Raw genomic sequence first — 14,861 nt, 5'->3', positions numbered from 1 at the left:
CACCAACACCAACACCAACACCAACACCAACACCAACACCAACACCAACACCAACACCAACACCAACACCAACACCAACACCAACACCAACACCAACACCAACACCACTTCTTAAGCCCAACTTGCTAGATAAGCTTCCGTTGCCATCACCCGATATGAATCCATTGACGGTAGGGAATGCCAACCAAGCAAGCTTGGAAAAAGAGCCGCATCGTAAACCGGCCAGCGCGCTTACCTCAATTGATGAAACGAGTAGCGGAAATAAGCCAGAAGAAGATGAAATGGGGATGGCTAGCTTACCAGATCCGGACCGTCATCACTTTGATGGTGGCGTTACGAACAAACAGTCCCGGAAAAATCGACAGTCAGGAATGAGACAGACATCCAAGTCGTCACCTGCTCATTTACCCCACACTGGTGCGGCTCAAAGTAACTGGCATGTTTTAGGCTTGGGACTCCTGGTTAGTCTATTAGGTGGGTATCGTTACCGTAGAATTTTCCGTTTAAAGTCAAAGAAACTGTGATAGACTAGTTAATAGACTTTTAAATGACAGTGGAGGAATCGCGAATGACCAGAAAGTACCCAATCAAACATGACTTGACCCGACTCAACGCAATCTTTTTCGGGAGTATTGTGGGCCTTCTGGCGGGAGTCGTCGTTAGTACTTTCCGATTAGCGATTGAACACCTCCTTACGACGGTTCAAGGAATCTATGGGTGGTTAGGCCAACATCCACTTTGGTTGATTCCTTGGGCTGTTTTATTGATTCTAGCGGCCGCTTTAATTGGTCACTGGGGGAAACAGACGCCAATGATCAAGGGGTCTGGGATTCCTCAGATTGAAGGCCAGCTGGCCGGTGAAATGGACTACAAGTGGTGGCCCGTTCTTTGGAGGAAGTTTATCGGCGGCATACTTGGAATTGGCGCTGGGTTGTTCCTGGGGCGTGAAGGACCTTCGATTCAGTTAGGCGGGACGGTTGCCCAAGGATTTGCGGAAAGCATCCATTTAACGGGGAGTAAACGTCGTCTGCTAATCGCTGGTGGGGCCGCAGCTGGCTTGTCAGCAGCGTTTAACGCACCGATTGCCTCGACCTTATTTATTCTTGAAGAGGTGTATCATAACTTCTCAACGTTGGTCTGGTTGACGGCATTAACTAGTGCCGTCGTCGCCAATTTCGTCTCGAACGTGGTCTTTGGCCTAACACCGGTTCTACATATTCAGTATGAACAAGCATTGCCCTTAAAGTACTACTGGCTCCTACTAATCGTTGGTGTGGGTCTGGGCCTATTGGGCTACCTGTATCAGTGGGTCACATTGCGGGGAGCTAGTTGGTATGCCAAATTGACTTGGCTGCCAGAACAATTGAACAGCATTATTCCGTTTCTCCTGGTCATTCCCATTGGATTATTGTGGCCGATTACACTAGGTGGCGGGAACCAAATGATCGTACAGTTTGCGCGGCAAACGCCTTTATTAATTCCGCTAATTGGCTACTTTATTTTACGGTTCGTTTTCTCAACTATTAGCTATGGGTCTGGTTTGCCAGGTGGAATTTTCCTGCCGATTCTGACCTTAGGGGCCTTATTGGGAGCCATCGGCGCTCGCGGTTTTGTAGCTTTGGGCTGGTTGCCAGCTGTGTTTATTGCTAACTTTGTGATTTATGCCATGGCGGGTTATTTTGCTGGGATTTCCAAGGCGCCATTTACGGCCATCTTACTGATTACTGAGATGGTAGGTTCACTCCAGCACTTGATGCCACTGGCTGTTGTGGCTATCGTGGCTTACATTACGGTTGATGTGTTAGGCGGCGAACCAATTTATGAAGCTATGCTAGAAAAGATGGTGACACCAGCTACGGCTAAGGCTAATGGTCCAACTGATCGGGTCGAGGTAGCAGTTGGTGAAGGTTCAGAACTAGTGGGTCGTCAGGTTCGAGATATTCCGTGGCCTAAGGGGGCACTGTTGGTTAGCGTTAAACGTGGCGAACGGGCGGTTATTCCTAAGGGCGACACTATTCTTCGAGCGGGTGATACGTTGGTCGTATTCACGTATCGAGCCAATCGTGCTTTCGTTCGACAACAACTAGCCCACTTAAACGATTCTCACCCCCATTTGGCTGATTAAGCGAGCCTGGGGCTGGTAAAAAGTGGCTGACTATGATAGATTAGATAAGTATAGTTAGACCTATTAGACCTATTCGATAGGTAGGAGGCAAATTCGTGTATAACTTTTTAATGACCTGTATTTTAATCGTTTCTGTTTTGATTATCATTGCAGTAATGATGCAGCCCGCTAAGACCAATGACGCATTGTCCGCTTTATCTGGTGGTGCGGATGACCTGTTTGCAAAGTCTAAGCCTCGTGGTTTCGAAGCTTTCATGCAAAAGGTGACCGTTGTCTTGGGAGCACTTTTCTTCGGGCTGGCACTGGCTTTAGTTTATTTATCATCACACTAGAGTAAAAATGAGGCCTCCTGTTTATTCGTTACAGGAGGCTTTTTTACCAACAACTTCAGCGGAAAGTGGTGGTTTTACATGATTCGAAAACCAACCCCGCTCTTCTTTGAGCAGGGGCCAAAAGCAGTTATTCTGCTCCACGCCTATTCCGGTAGCTCTAACGACATGCGCATCCTTGCACGTCGTTTGGAGTCTGAGAATTATACGGTACTTGCTCCCATTTTTACGGGCCACGCAACTGGAGATCCTGCGGACATTTTACGACAAGGTTCGCCTAAAGCGTGGTGGCAAGATACGCAAGATGCGATTGCTTTCTTGCGACAGCGAGGCTATCAGCAAATTGCTATCTTCGGGTTATCACTGGGCGGCTTATTTGCGACGCGTGCTCTACAGGCGGATAGCGCACTGGCCGGTGGTGGAACAATTGCTTCGCCCGTGATTTTTCGCGGACAAACGAACGTGCCTGGGTCATTTATTGAAATGGCTAAGGCAACTTATCGGCAAGAGAACATTACCGGTGAGGACCAAGCAAAGCGCGTTGCGTGGTTGCAAGCACATTTGCAGGCACAACTAACAGCAATTCAGGCATTTGCCGACACGACCGCGACCCACTTAGACTGGATCAAGCAGCCTGTGTTTATTGCACAGGGGGAGGAAGATCAGATGATCGACCCCCGTTCTGGCAAGTGGCTCGCGGATGCTTACCCATCGAATCAAATTGATTATCATGAATATGCCGGTGCTGGCCACGTCTTAACGGTCAACTCCGCGCACCATGAATTGGAAACAGATATTTTGGCTTTTTTACACACAATCTTTTAAAATAACGAGGAATCGATAGTGCAAGATAATACATTGAAAACTGATTTAACAGCTTTCTTCCGTTCACATGCGGATCAGAGCTACACAGTAGAAGACATTTCGGACGCGCTACATTACCACGGCTCAGCTGCTTTTAAACTGATCGTGCAAGAGTTAGCGCAATTAGAACGCGATGGTCTTGTCCAAGTGACAGACCATGGCCATTTTCAGTTGGACCCAAGTCAACGAACACTGACCGGGATTTTCCATGGGAACGACAAGGGCTTCGGCTTTGTTGCCTATGATGAAAACAAGATTGAACCGGACGCCTACATTGCGCCTAACAATACGTTACGTGCATTAAATGGCGATACGGTCAAGATTGAAATTGTCCGGGCTGGCGATCCACGGAGCGGTAAAGGCCCCGAAGGTAAAGTTACGGAAATTGTGGAACACCACTACGAACAAGTCGTTGGTGAATTCTTCAAGACCGATGACGATGCTGGCTACGTTGGCCAAGTTCGTTTAACCGATAAAAAGATCATGAAGTATAAGTTTTATGTCACCAACGTTGGTTTGAACCCAACGTCAGGTGAAGTGGTCACGGCTGAAATTACCGAGTACCCTAACGCTGACCATCCTGACGCTATGGTTGGGATTGCCAAGCAGGTCATCGGGAGTGTTGATGATCCAGGTATCGATATTTTACAAATCGTGTACCAACACAATATTCCTTCTGAATTCCCAGAAGAAGTGATGCAAGCCGCTGATGAGATTCCTGATCACGTTCTGCCAGAAGAAATGACTGGTCGTGAAGATATCACGAACCAGGATCTGGTGACGATTGATGGAGAATCCTCAAAAGACTTGGATGATGCCGTAACTGTTTGGAAGTTACCAAACGGAAACTATCATTTAGGGGTTCACATTGCGGACGTCTCCCATTACGTTAAGGAAGACTCCATTTTAGATAAGGAAGCTTACAAGCGTGGGACTAGTACCTACCTGACTGACCGGGTTATCCCAATGTTGCCACGGCGTCTGTCGAACGGAATTTGTTCTCTGAATGAGGGCGAATTACGTTTATGCATGAGCTGTGACATGGAAATCAACCCTGAAGGTCACGTGGTTAAGCACCGGATTCACCCATCCGTGATGCGTTCAAAGGCACGGATGACTTATACCGCCGTTAACCAAATCTTGGAAGCTCACGATCCCGTTACGATGGATCGTTACAAGGAATTAGTGCCAATGTTTGAAGAAATGGGCGAACTGCACCGAATCTTGTTAAAGCAACGGAAGCAACGTGGGGCCATTGACTTTGATGACCGCGAAGCTGAAATTATTGTTGATGACAAGGGGCACGCCATTGATGTTAAGTTGCGGACGCGTGGCATTTCAGAACGGATGATTGAATCCTTCATGTTAGCAGCCAACGAAACGGTTGCGGAACATTATTTCCGTGCCAAGGTTCCGTTCCTTTACCGGGTCCACGAAACGCCAGATGGCGATCGTGTTCGGAGCTTCTTTGAATTTTTAACAGCCTTTGGTATCAACGTTAAGGGTGATCCTAACCACTTGCGGCCAAAGATGTTGCAAGGTGTTCTGAAGCAAGTTGCTGGCAAGCCTGAAGAAGCCATGGTGTCTGTCATGATGTTACGGAGTTTAAAGCAAGCTCGGTACGCGGACCAATCCTTGGGTCACTTTGGGTTAGGAGCAGAATTCTACACCCACTTTACGTCACCAATTCGTCGTTACCCTGATACCATGGTGCACCGCATGATTCACTACTACGAAGACCACGGTACTGGCACTGCCTCTAAAGAAAAATTCGCACCGATTCTGGAAGAGATTGGGGTTCACACTTCCGAAATGGAACGTCGCTCAATCGATGCTGAACGGGATACGAATGACATGAAGATGGCTGAATACATGGCTGATCACGTCGGTGAAGAATTTGACGCCGTTGTTAGTTCTGTCATGAAATTCGGGATGTTTGTCGAATTACCAAACACCATCGAGGGCCTGATTCATATCAGCCGGATGCAGGATGACTATTACGAATACGTCGAAAAGTACCTGGCCTTAGTTGGTCGGAATACTCGACGGACATACCGGATTGGTCAACCAATTCGAGTGAAAGTGATCCACGTTGACAAGGAACAAAGTGAAATTGACTTTGAACTGCTCAATCCTGAAAAGGCGCCAACGAGTGACCTATTACCTCACCGTGAACATCGCTCTCGTGGTGGTGGCTTCCACGGGCGGAATAATCACAGTAACGGCAACAACCACAGCGGTGGCAGCCATTCTGGCAGTAATAATAATGGTAACCATCGCAATGGTAATCAACGACCATCGAACCAACGTGGCGGCAATGGTGGCCAACACCGGAACAATAATCACAGTGGTGGTCAGAACCGCAGTAACAACTCACAAGGTGGTCAACACTAAGCGAGGTGACAGAACTTGGTAAAGAAAAAGTCCAAGAAGACGCCTGATAACGTTTTAGCTCAGAATCGCAAGGCTCGTCACGATTATTCGGTTTCTGAGACGGTCGAGGCTGGTTTGGTTCTGACTGGGACTGAAATCAAATCGCTACGTGAACGGCGGGTCAACTTACAAGATGGGTTTGCTCAAGTTCGCAACAACGAGGCCTGGTTGATGAACGTTCACATTAGTGAGTATGTTCAAGGCAATCGGTTCAATCACGATCCGTTACGTAACCGGAAGTTACTTCTTCATAAGAAGGAGATTCGGCGGTTGGGACAGGCAACGATGGACAAAGGGGTGACCCTGGTTCCGTTGAAGATGTACCTAAAACACGGATTCGCGAAGGTCCTGATTGGCGTGGCAACCGGTAAGCGTGAATACGATAAACGTGAAACAATTAAACGACGTGAACAGGATCGGCAAATTGCGCGGGTCATGAAGCGTTATTAATCAGAAAAGGGATTGAACGGTGTACCGTTCGATCCCTTTTTGTATGGCCGTATTACCCACGGCAATTGACTAGCTTAACTGTCCATTTATACGAAATTGACCGTTATGAAGGAAAAATCACCGATAAAACTCGTAAATAGGAGTAGTTTGTTTCAGGACAAACTGAAGCTGAAAGCCCGTGGTGACAGTCGCTAGCCAAACCCTTATCATGTGATAAAGGTCGCAAGCCTAATTAGCTTTCAACGAAGAGAATACATGTTAATATATAACTAGTGAATACAATGACTAAATTGCGAGCGCATAAATTGCTCCAAAAAATTAAATCGGAGCGACTTACGAAGGAGGGATTATCATGAACCGCAAAGCAACTTTACTTCTACTCAGCATAACGCTGGGGGTAGCACAACCAATAAGTGGTTTAGTTATGGGCCATCAGCCGACTGCAGTGACTGCGCAGGCGGCTACAGTTAAGGCAGATAATCTCACAGGGACCTACGGGGATGTTACTTGGTATCTAACACCGAGTGGTGAACTTCACTTGGGAGCAGGAACTTTACCAGAGGCAGATTTAACGAATATTTCAGTAGGTCAGTTTGCGAGAGTGATTGCTGCGGCTGAAGGAAATTCTGACCCGACAACTAACGAAGCTCAGGCGGTGGCCGATCAGGTTACGAAAGTGGTTTTTGATGGCCCCGTCAAAGCGCCTAAAGATGCGACCGGGTTATTTGGCCAGCTGCGAAATGTCACGGACTACGTTAACCTGGATAAACTGAACACGTCTGATACGACGACCATGAGTCGGATGTTCTGTGATACGACTTGGAAATCGGTGACGACAACGATTGACGTTTCTCACTTTGATACCAGTAAGGTCACGGACATGAGCTTCATGTTTCAAGGGCAGGGTCAGGTCACAGCCCTGGATGTCCGGAATTTTGATACGAGTTCTTTGGTAAACGCGACATCTGCGTTCTGGGGGACCAAGAGCATCAAGGAGTTAAATTTTGCAAATGGGACTTTTGCGAATTTTAAAAGTTCTAGTTATATGTTGACCAACTCTGGAGTGGAAAAGGTTAATCTGCCAAAGTTTTCACCAGTAGCTAACTTCTCAGGCTACTATATGTTCTATGGTACGTCGACCATCCGGCAGATTACCTTCGGTCCACAGACGGCCTTTATTGACAATGCTAATACGGCCTTGGATGATGCTCCAACCGATTCTGACGACTACACTGGTAAATGGCAGGCAGTTGGTTCAGGGACTGCTCAGAACCCGCTAGGCGACCATTTTGACACGGGTAAAGCAATCGTTGCTCAGTATACGACTGCTGACCGGCCAACTAGTTTAGAAACGTACGTCTGGGAGCCGGTCAATCGGGTGATTGAACCGACGACGCCCCCAATCGTTCCGCCAACAGAGCAGGCCCAACCAGTTACCGTTCAGTATTTGGACCAGAATCAACGTAAACTCGCTGACAATCAGGTGTTGACGGGTGAGCTAGGTGCTAGCTATTCAGCCAACCAGTTAGCTTTTAATGGCTATAAATTGGCTAAAGTAACGGGGCAAGCAACTGGTGCTTACACCACTCAAGCTCAAACGGTAACCTTCCACTACGTGCCTGACCTTTCCACAGGTGGGGATGGGGCGTCAGTGGCGCCAATCTCAAGCGTCGTGTACGCTACGAAGAAAATTGGGGTATACAGCAGTAAAAACTTCTCTAAAAAGACGCTTAAGCATTGGTACAGCAAGCAGAAACGGGTTAACCGGCCAATGTTTGTGGTGAAGGGAATGGCCACATCCAAGAACGGCAACTTACGTTACAAAGTTAAAGACGTCAATCATCGGTCGAAGACAGCCGGGACAACTGGCTATATTACAGCTAAAAAGGCCTTCGTCAGCTCCGTCTACTATCAGACGAAACAAAAGAAGGTTCGTGTAATTAATGCAAAAGGTGTTAACCGTTATCAGCAAAAATCGTTAAAGACCAAGAACGGCCACTATCGCAAGGGCCAAGTTCTAAAGATTAAGAAGATTGTCGCTTATAACAAGACGACCCGTTTCCAGCTGACAAATGGCAAGTACGTGACTGCGAATAAAAAGTTAGTTATGGTGACGCCATAAGTTGGGAATCAACGAGATTAAAAATGTTCACCAAAAAGCTACGACGCAATTGTCTTTGCGTCGTAGCTTTTTCAATGGTAGTAGGGCCGATTCAACGGCTAATAAATTAAGGGTTAGGGACTTTAATCCGAGTCTTTTCGATGGTCAATGGTCGGAGCCACACTTCCAGACTGTGCTGGATGCGGGACCCAGGTAGGGTTATGCAGCAACTCGGGTAACTTTTGTTGATGGCGAGCCCAGCGGTTAAGGATAGCAGCTAGGCAAACGATTAGTGCTTCATGATCTGGTTGATCAACGGTTAGTTCAACGGTGCCGCCACCAGAGTGATCGATAACTGCAATCGTGGCGACCTGGTCGCGGCCGTGATAGATTCGGAACCGCCCACTGGCTAAACTCCCCATGATGACCCAGTTCAAGCCACGAACGAAGAGCACTTCACGAATCACGCCGAAAGTTTTACTGACGCGGCCCACAACCTGACGGTGATAGACTAACCGAAACTTCGGTAAGAGACCTAATGATTCCTGTTTAACTTCGGCTTCCAATTCTCCCGCAATGGTGTAAACGGAAAGAACGTCAGCTCGGAGCCCCCATTTTCCGACCAATAAGTAGCAAGATTGGTTCTGCTCGTCGTGAATCACGGTCGTCGCTTTGGCGGAAAGGGCGGCTTCATTTAGATAAAGTTTACGCATGGGGACCTCCTTTACAGCTTATTCAGATTTACATCACCTACATTCTATCATGTTTGACCTGATGTCGGTGGATAATATCATTTGCGGTCGCTTTATGATAGAATAAAAGGCGAGGTGTTGGGAATGAAACCGTTTATTCATAATGATTGGTGGCCGGTACTTGAACCCGAGTTTGAACAAGCTTATTATCAACAATTACGTGAGTTCTTAGTCGAGGAGTATCAGCATTATCAGATTTATCCAGACATGTATCACATTTTTACCGCGTTCGAATGGACGCCATTTAGCCAGGTAAAGGTCGTCATTCTGGGACAGGACCCGTACCATAATCCGGGACAGGCTCACGGGTGCAGTTTTTCTGTGTTGCCCGGCACAAAAATTCCACCATCGTTAGTGAATATTTACAAGGAATTAGAGAGTGATTTAGGAATCCAACCCGTCAAGCATGGCTACCTTGAAAAGTGGGCTAAGCAAGGCGTGTTGCTTCTCAACTCCGTGTTAACGGTTCGTTACGGCAAGGCCTTTTCACACAAGGGGCGTGGCTGGGAACGACTGACCGACGCGGCAATTGCCAAGTTATCGGCACGGCCGGAACCCGTTGTCTTTATCCTGTGGGGTAATGCAGCGCGTTCGAAGATCAAGTTGATCGATACGCAGACTAATATTGTTCTTCAGTCGGCGCACCCGAGTCCGTTATCCGCTAACCGGGGATTCTTTGGTTCCAAGCCCTTTTCTAAAACCAACATCGCATTGACATCATTAGGTGAAAGCCCCATCGATTGGCAGCTCCCAGAGCATGTCGACATTGACGAGGGGCCAGACACGGCATCCAACCAGGCATAGCACAAGAGAATTGATTCGTGGGATATTTTATGGAGGTCACCATTTATGGAACTTTTTGATAGTCTCAAACAAAAGATCAACGGACAAAACAAAACCATTGTATTTCCTGAAGGGGAAGACGTACGAGTATTAGGCGCTGCCAGCCGTTTAGCTGCTGACGGGCTGATCAAGGCCATCGTCTTAGGTAAGCAAAGTGAAATCGAAAAGACGGCTACTGATAACGCCATCGACCTAAGTCCATTAGAAATCTTGGACCCGGCTATGATGCCAGCTGACAAGCACCAAGCAATGCTCGATGCTTTAGTTGAACGGCGTCACGGTAAGAACACTGTTGAACAGGCTGAAAAGATGCTGGAAGACCCTAACTACATTGGGACCATGATGGTTTACATGGACCAAGCTGATGGGATGGTCTCCGGTGCCATTCATCCAACTGGTGATACAGTTCGTCCTGCCTTACAAATCATTAAGACTAAGGAAGGCGTCAAGCGAATCAGCGGTGCTTTCATCATGCAAAAGGGTGACGAACGTTACGTCTTTGCTGACTGTGCCATCAACATTGAACTAGATGCTGCTGGGATGGCCGAAGTTGCCGTTGAGAGTGCTCATACGGCCAAGGTCTTTGATATCGACCCTAAGGTTGCTCTGCTGAGCTTCTCCACCAAGGGTTCTGCCAAGGGTGAAATGGTCACCAAGGTTCAGGAAGCTACTAAGATTGCTCATGAAACGGCACCAGATTTGGCCGTTGATGGTGAATTACAATTTGACGCTTCCTTTGTTCCAAGTGTTGCCGCCCAAAAGGCACCTGATTCCAAAGTTGCTGGTCACGCCAACGTCTTTGTCTTCCCAGAATTACAGTCCGGGAACATTGGCTACAAGATTGCACAACGCTTCGGTGGATTTGAAGCGATTGGACCAATCTTGCAAGGTCTGAACAAGCCAGTTTCTGACTTGTCTCGTGGTTGCAACGAAGAAGACGTTTACAAGGTTGCCATTATCACGGCCGCTCAGTCTTTAAACTAATTGAATTTATCATGAATTGATATAGTACCCGAATTGCTATTCGTTAGCGGTTCGGGTACTATTTGTTAGACTTACTAAAATAGGAGTGGCCGAAGTGGCCTGCAACCGTGGGGGGGCGTGGCTTTCACTTCCGCGTCGATAATGTTAATCTAAAAACAATAATTTGTTTAAAAAGGGGTTACCAAATATGTTTGAAATAACGGTTACTAGTCCGGAAGAAACGATAGCTTTAGGACGGCAGTTGGCGCCTGGGTTGGCTGCACAAGATGTGATTCTATTGGATGGTGATTTAGGCGCTGGGAAGACAACGTTCACCAAGGGATTAGCGGCCGGCTTAGGCATCACGCGCAATGTGAAGAGTCCCACCTTTACCATTATCCGTGAGTACCAGGGCGGCCGGCTCCCCCTGTATCATATGGACGTTTATCGTCTGGAAGATGGTAGTGGGGACGAGTTGGGTCTCGATGAATACTTTAACGGGGATGGTGTGAACGTGGTTGAATGGTCCAAGTTCATTGAAGATGAACTGCCCGAAAACTATTTGCGCATTGTGTTCAAGCGTGACGACGATGCCGGCGAAAGCCAGCGAACTTTGCGGTTTGAACCCGTCGGCGACCGATTTACACAGCTCGTTCAGCAACTGGAGGCCACCCAAAAATGAGTGAAGAAGTTGCGATTCGCTTACCAGAGCCAGCGGATGCTGCGGACTTGCTAGCGTTGCTGGCACGGTTGCAGACGGAGAGTGATACGTTTTGCTTAGCTAACGCCGATGAAACGATTAGTGCTGCCCAAGAAGCAGATCAACTGGATCAGATCCAACAGAGTTCACGGCACCTCGTCTTGGTTGCCAGCTTAGGGGATGAACTCTTAGGGGTTTGTTCAATCGTGCCCACACCACAGGGAAATGTCGGTGAACTGGGAATCGCTGTAGAAAAGGCCTACTGGCATCAGGGCATTGGCACGGCACTGGTTGACGAGGCTCTCTACTGGGCTGAGACGGCTAGTTCGTTGGTAGCCATTGGTTTGACCGTTCAGACACGGAATACTGCGGCTGTTAAGCTCTATGAAAAGTTAGGATTTACCCGGACGGAGTCACCAACTGAGACTGTGACAACGGCCGAAGGGGAACACGTATCGGCCTTTGAAATGGTTTACCACTTACCAGTGGATCTTGACTGATCTCCGGCACACATTTCAATAAGCTAAACAGGGCAACAAGTGTCCAGGACAAAGATCCTAGGCACTTGTTGCCCTGTTGGATTAGCTGCGAGATTCGGCTGTAACCGCTGACAACATACTCCCCAAATGAACGTGAAAGCGGTATCCTTAAACTGTATGGAACTTGAGGAGGGTGTTTGGATGTATCGGGCTAATGAGCAACGTTACGATAAGATGGTTTATAATCGGTTAGGAGTCAGCGGTCTCAAGCTGTCAGCGATTGGGCTGGGACTCTGGAACAACTTTGGGAGCGTTGATCCCTTCGATACTCAGCGCGCAATTGTTCACCAAGCGTTTGATTTGGGGATTACGTATTTTGATTTGGCCAATAATTATGGGCCAGTTCCCGGAAGCGCCGAGGAAAACTTCGGCCGTATCATGGCCAGTGATATGAAGCCGTATCGGGATGAAATGGTGATTGCCAGCAAGGCGGGATATGTGATGTGGCCCGGCCCCTACGGTAATTGGGGATCTCGTAAGAGTATCATAGCGAGCGCTAATCAGAGTCTGAAGCGAACCGGCTTAGATTATTTTGATATTTTCTACAGTCATCGGCCAGATCCAGCTACCGACCCCGAGGAGACAGCCTTAGCGCTGGACCAGTTGGTGCATGATGGGAAGACCCTCTATGTTGGTATTTCGAACTACAATGGTGCTCAGACAAAGGTCATGACCGATATCTTTCGGGACCTCAAGACACCGTTTATTATTCATCAACCGCGTTATAATATGCTGAATCGTCAGGTTGAGGATGACGTCTTACCTATTCTCACAGCTGAAAATAAAGCGGCGGTCAGCTTCAGTTCGTTGTGTCAGGGACTATTAACGGACAAGTACTTACATGGTATTCCGGCTAACTCGCGGGCAAACAAGGGGACGATTCCCTTCTTGGAACCAGCTCAAGTCGAGCAGACACTCACGACTGTTAAGCGCTTAAATGAAGTCGCTGAAAGTCGGCATCAAAGTTTGGCGCAAATGGCGCTGGCCTGGAACTTACGGCAACCAGCCATTGCGAGCGTCTTAATTGGTGCCAGTCGGCCTGAACAGGTAGTCGCCAACGTTCAAGCGTTAGATCATTTGGCCTTTACGGCAACTGAACTGGAACGAATCGAACAGATTCTTGCTCAGCAGACGCCAATCAATTGGAAAGCCTGAGCGTAAATTACGAATGCTAGGTAACTCCATTAGATTAGATACGAAAGAGCGGTCGGAATTTTTCCATTCCGACCGCTTTTTATAAATTATGAGGCATTGTTAAATTTACGCATTGACCGTTACAAATGATTTCAACGGTTGGGTCCCAAAATGATTGGCCTCGTACAATAAAATGTTGGCACAGGCCAAGCTATCATCCAACGCGTTATGGTGATGGTGCAGATCAATGTTGAGTTCATCACAGACTGTGTTCAACTTGTGATTGGGAAACTCCGGAAAGAACTTACGACTAGTCTTAACGGTGTCCAGTGTTAGGTAGCGGGCAGTCGGCAAATTGTAGTGTTCCAAACTACTCCGCAGGACACCGTTGTCAAAGGGGGCGTTATGCGCGATAACCAGGCGGTCACGTTGAAAGAAGGGTGCCACGTGTTCCCAAACTTCAGGAAAAGTGGGAGCGTTGGCGACGTCTTTTTCATGGATTCCGTGAATCTGAACGTTGCGCCAGAAAAAATCGGTATCGGGTTTGATCAATGAGTAAAATTCGTCAACGACCTGGCTATTACGTACAATGGTCAGTGCTAATGAACAAGCACTGTAACGTTTGCCGTTGGCCGTTTCAAAATCCATGGCAACAAAGTTCACGAATGAATTCTTCCTTTCAGGTTTGTGCTTAGACAGTGAGGCCGTCCACGTCGAGTTCAACCGGACAGTGGTCAGAACCCATGACTTGGTCCAAAATCTGAGCATTAGTTAATTGTGGTTGTAAGCGATCACTGGTAATGAAGTAGTCGATGCGCCAACCGGCGTTATTATCACGGGCGTGGAACCGATAGCTCCACCACGAGTAGCGTTCCGTTGCATCAGGATTGAAGTAACGGAAGGTGTCGGTGTAACCGGCGCCCAGTAAGCCAGTGAATTTATCACGTTCATCATCGGTAAAACCAGCATTCTTATGATTCGTTTTGGGATTTTTTAAATCGATTTCGGTGTGTGCAACGTTGAGGTCACCACAGAAAATGATGGGTTTCTTAGCATTGAGTTGGTTCACGAACTTCAGGAAGGCATCCTCCCAGCCCATGCGGAAGTCGAGCCGTTTGAGCCCACTACCCGAGTTAGGCGTATAACAGGTCAGTACATAGAAATCTGGATATTCTAGGGTGATTGTCCGGCCTTCGTGATCAAAGTCGGGGGCGTCGATACCATAGATGACGTTCAACGGCTTGTGTTTCGTAAATAGTGCCGTACCTGAGTAGCCCTTGCGTTCAGCATAATTCCAGTATTGATAGTATCCAGGCAGGTCTAAGTCAATCTGACCAGCTTGAAGCTTCGTTTCCTGAACACCAAAGAAGTCGGCATCCAGGTCCTGAAAAGTGTCCACGAACCCTTTTTTCACAATTGCCCGCAGGCCGTTTACGTTCCAAGAAATAAATTTCATGACTGCACCTCCACTAACTGTGTTTAGTATACCAGAAATGTTAGATTTTGCTTTGATTGATGCGTTCGCTCCCGGTGATGCTTGTTTTCATGGTAAAATAGATTTATTGACTGTCAATCTTGTTTGGCCGATGAGCGGCGAAACAGGGCCAAACATTTGCGGAACGAAGGGA

General features: G+C 47.7%; 15 protein-coding genes. 12 read left to right on the top strand and 3 right to left on the bottom strand.

Translation table 11 applies throughout. The annotated features are described in order from the left end of the window. From EKM75_RS01950 to EKM75_RS01920, 7 genes are all read left to right on the top strand, one after another. A partial coding sequence (locus EKM75_RS01950) for an LPXTG cell wall anchor domain-containing protein (protein WP_164508695.1) occupies positions 1 to 524 on the top strand: 524 nt, incomplete at its 5' end. A 44-nt stretch (positions 525 to 568) separates the two neighbouring features. Continuing rightward, positions 569 to 2,125 (top strand): ClC family H(+)/Cl(-) exchange transporter, encoded by a 1,557-nt coding sequence (locus EKM75_RS01945; RefSeq protein ID WP_125691596.1) that lies wholly within the window; start codon positions 569 to 571, stop codon positions 2,123 to 2,125. Between the two features lie 95 nt (positions 2,126 to 2,220). After that, entirely contained in the window at positions 2,221 to 2,457 is a 237-nt protein-coding gene (gene secG / locus EKM75_RS01940; RefSeq protein WP_057733108.1) for a preprotein translocase subunit SecG, read from the top strand. A gap of 78 nt (positions 2,458 to 2,535) precedes the next feature. Further along, positions 2,536 to 3,279 (top strand): alpha/beta hydrolase, encoded by a 744-nt coding sequence (locus tag EKM75_RS01935; RefSeq protein ID WP_125691594.1) that lies wholly within the window; start codon positions 2,536 to 2,538, stop codon positions 3,277 to 3,279. Between the two features lie 18 nt (positions 3,280 to 3,297). Beyond that, complete coding sequence (gene rnr / locus EKM75_RS01930; protein ID WP_125691592.1) at positions 3,298 to 5,712, top strand: ribonuclease R; 2,415 nt, start codon at positions 3,298 to 3,300, stop codon at positions 5,710 to 5,712. A gap of 15 nt (positions 5,713 to 5,727) precedes the next feature. Beyond that, positions 5,728 to 6,201 carry an SsrA-binding protein SmpB gene (smpB, locus tag EKM75_RS01925; RefSeq protein ID WP_125683530.1) on the top strand — a complete coding sequence of 158 codons (474 nt, stop codon included), beginning with the start codon at positions 5,728 to 5,730 and terminating at the stop codon, positions 6,199 to 6,201. Positions 6,202 to 6,553: 352 nt separating this feature from the next. Then, positions 6,554 to 8,323 (top strand): DUF5776 domain-containing protein, encoded by a 1,770-nt coding sequence (locus EKM75_RS01920; protein WP_125691590.1) that lies wholly within the window; start codon positions 6,554 to 6,556, stop codon positions 8,321 to 8,323. A gap of 122 nt (positions 8,324 to 8,445) precedes the next feature. Here EKM75_RS01920 and EKM75_RS01915 read toward each other — a convergent pair whose 3' ends face one another. After that, complete coding sequence (locus EKM75_RS01915; protein WP_225426625.1) at positions 8,446 to 9,015, bottom strand: LURP-one-related/scramblase family protein; 570 nt, start codon at positions 9,013 to 9,015, stop codon at positions 8,446 to 8,448. 123 nt (positions 9,016 to 9,138) lie between these two features. On the opposite strand from EKM75_RS01915, the gene EKM75_RS01910 reads away from it, so the two are divergent. The 5 genes from EKM75_RS01910 (at position 9,139) to EKM75_RS01890 (ending at position 13,254) form a co-directional block, all read left to right on the top strand. Beyond that, positions 9,139 to 9,858 carry a uracil-DNA glycosylase gene (locus EKM75_RS01910; RefSeq protein WP_125691588.1) on the top strand — a complete coding sequence of 240 codons (720 nt, stop codon included), beginning with the start codon at positions 9,139 to 9,141 and terminating at the stop codon, positions 9,856 to 9,858. A 45-nt stretch (positions 9,859 to 9,903) separates the two neighbouring features. Next, positions 9,904 to 10,881, top strand: a complete 978-nt coding sequence (gene pta, locus EKM75_RS01905; protein ID WP_125691586.1) for a phosphate acetyltransferase — start codon at positions 9,904 to 9,906, stop codon at positions 10,879 to 10,881. A gap of 187 nt (positions 10,882 to 11,068) precedes the next feature. Further along, complete coding sequence (gene tsaE, locus EKM75_RS01900; RefSeq protein WP_125691584.1) at positions 11,069 to 11,542, top strand: tRNA (adenosine(37)-N6)-threonylcarbamoyltransferase complex ATPase subunit type 1 TsaE; 474 nt, start codon at positions 11,069 to 11,071, stop codon at positions 11,540 to 11,542. Then, on the top strand, positions 11,539 to 12,060 hold the full coding sequence (locus EKM75_RS01895; RefSeq protein ID WP_125691582.1) for a GNAT family N-acetyltransferase: 522 nt from the start codon (positions 11,539 to 11,541) through the stop codon (positions 12,058 to 12,060). The genes tsaE and EKM75_RS01895 overlap by 4 nt, the downstream gene beginning before the upstream one ends. A 180-nt stretch (positions 12,061 to 12,240) precedes the next feature. Further along, a complete protein-coding gene (locus tag EKM75_RS01890) occupies positions 12,241 to 13,254 on the top strand; it encodes an aldo/keto reductase (RefSeq protein ID WP_125691580.1) in 1,014 nt (337 codons plus the stop codon). A 105-nt stretch (positions 13,255 to 13,359) separates the two neighbouring features. On the opposite strand, the gene EKM75_RS01885 is transcribed toward EKM75_RS01890, so the two are convergent. Both EKM75_RS01885 and EKM75_RS01880 read right to left on the bottom strand, forming a co-directional pair. Further along, positions 13,360 to 13,896 (bottom strand): 3'-5' exonuclease, encoded by a 537-nt coding sequence (locus EKM75_RS01885; protein WP_125691578.1) that lies wholly within the window; start codon positions 13,894 to 13,896, stop codon positions 13,360 to 13,362. A gap of 28 nt (positions 13,897 to 13,924) precedes the next feature. Continuing rightward, complete coding sequence (locus tag EKM75_RS01880; RefSeq protein ID WP_125691576.1) at positions 13,925 to 14,689, bottom strand: exodeoxyribonuclease III; 765 nt, start codon at positions 14,687 to 14,689, stop codon at positions 13,925 to 13,927. Positions 14,690 to 14,861: the final 172 nt, after the last annotated feature.

This window comes from Levilactobacillus tongjiangensis, from assembly GCF_003946345.1.
In the GTDB taxonomy this organism is placed as follows: Bacteria; Bacillota; Bacilli; order Lactobacillales; family Lactobacillaceae; genus Levilactobacillus; species Levilactobacillus tongjiangensis.
Note: the sequence above shows the minus strand (reverse complement) of the source record. Positions and strands in the feature narration are given on the sequence as shown.

Bases quoted from the DNA above. Each gene is read 5' to 3' on its own strand.
- EKM75_RS01945 (WP_125691596.1), top strand. From the start codon at position 569: ATGACCAGAAAGTACCCAATCAAACATGACTTGACCCGACTCAACGCA.
- EKM75_RS01935 (WP_125691594.1), top strand. From the start codon at position 2,536: ATGATTCGAAAACCAACCCCGCTCTTCTTTGAGCAGGGGCCAAAAGCA.
- EKM75_RS01920 (WP_125691590.1), top strand. From the start codon at position 6,554: ATGAACCGCAAAGCAACTTTACTTCTACTCAGCATAACGCTGGGGGTA.
- EKM75_RS01915 (WP_225426625.1), bottom strand. From the start codon at position 9,015: ATGCGTAAACTTTATCTAAATGAAGCCGCCCTTTCCGCCAAAGCGACG.
- EKM75_RS01910 (WP_125691588.1), top strand. From the start codon at position 9,139: ATGAAACCGTTTATTCATAATGATTGGTGGCCGGTACTTGAACCCGAG.
- pta (WP_125691586.1), top strand. From the start codon at position 9,904: ATGGAACTTTTTGATAGTCTCAAACAAAAGATCAACGGACAAAACAAA.
- tsaE (WP_125691584.1), top strand. From the start codon at position 11,069: ATGTTTGAAATAACGGTTACTAGTCCGGAAGAAACGATAGCTTTAGGA.
- EKM75_RS01895 (WP_125691582.1), top strand. From the start codon at position 11,539: ATGAGTGAAGAAGTTGCGATTCGCTTACCAGAGCCAGCGGATGCTGCG.
- EKM75_RS01890 (WP_125691580.1), top strand. From the start codon at position 12,241: ATGTATCGGGCTAATGAGCAACGTTACGATAAGATGGTTTATAATCGG.
- EKM75_RS01880 (WP_125691576.1), bottom strand. From the start codon at position 14,689: ATGAAATTTATTTCTTGGAACGTAAACGGCCTGCGGGCAATTGTGAAA.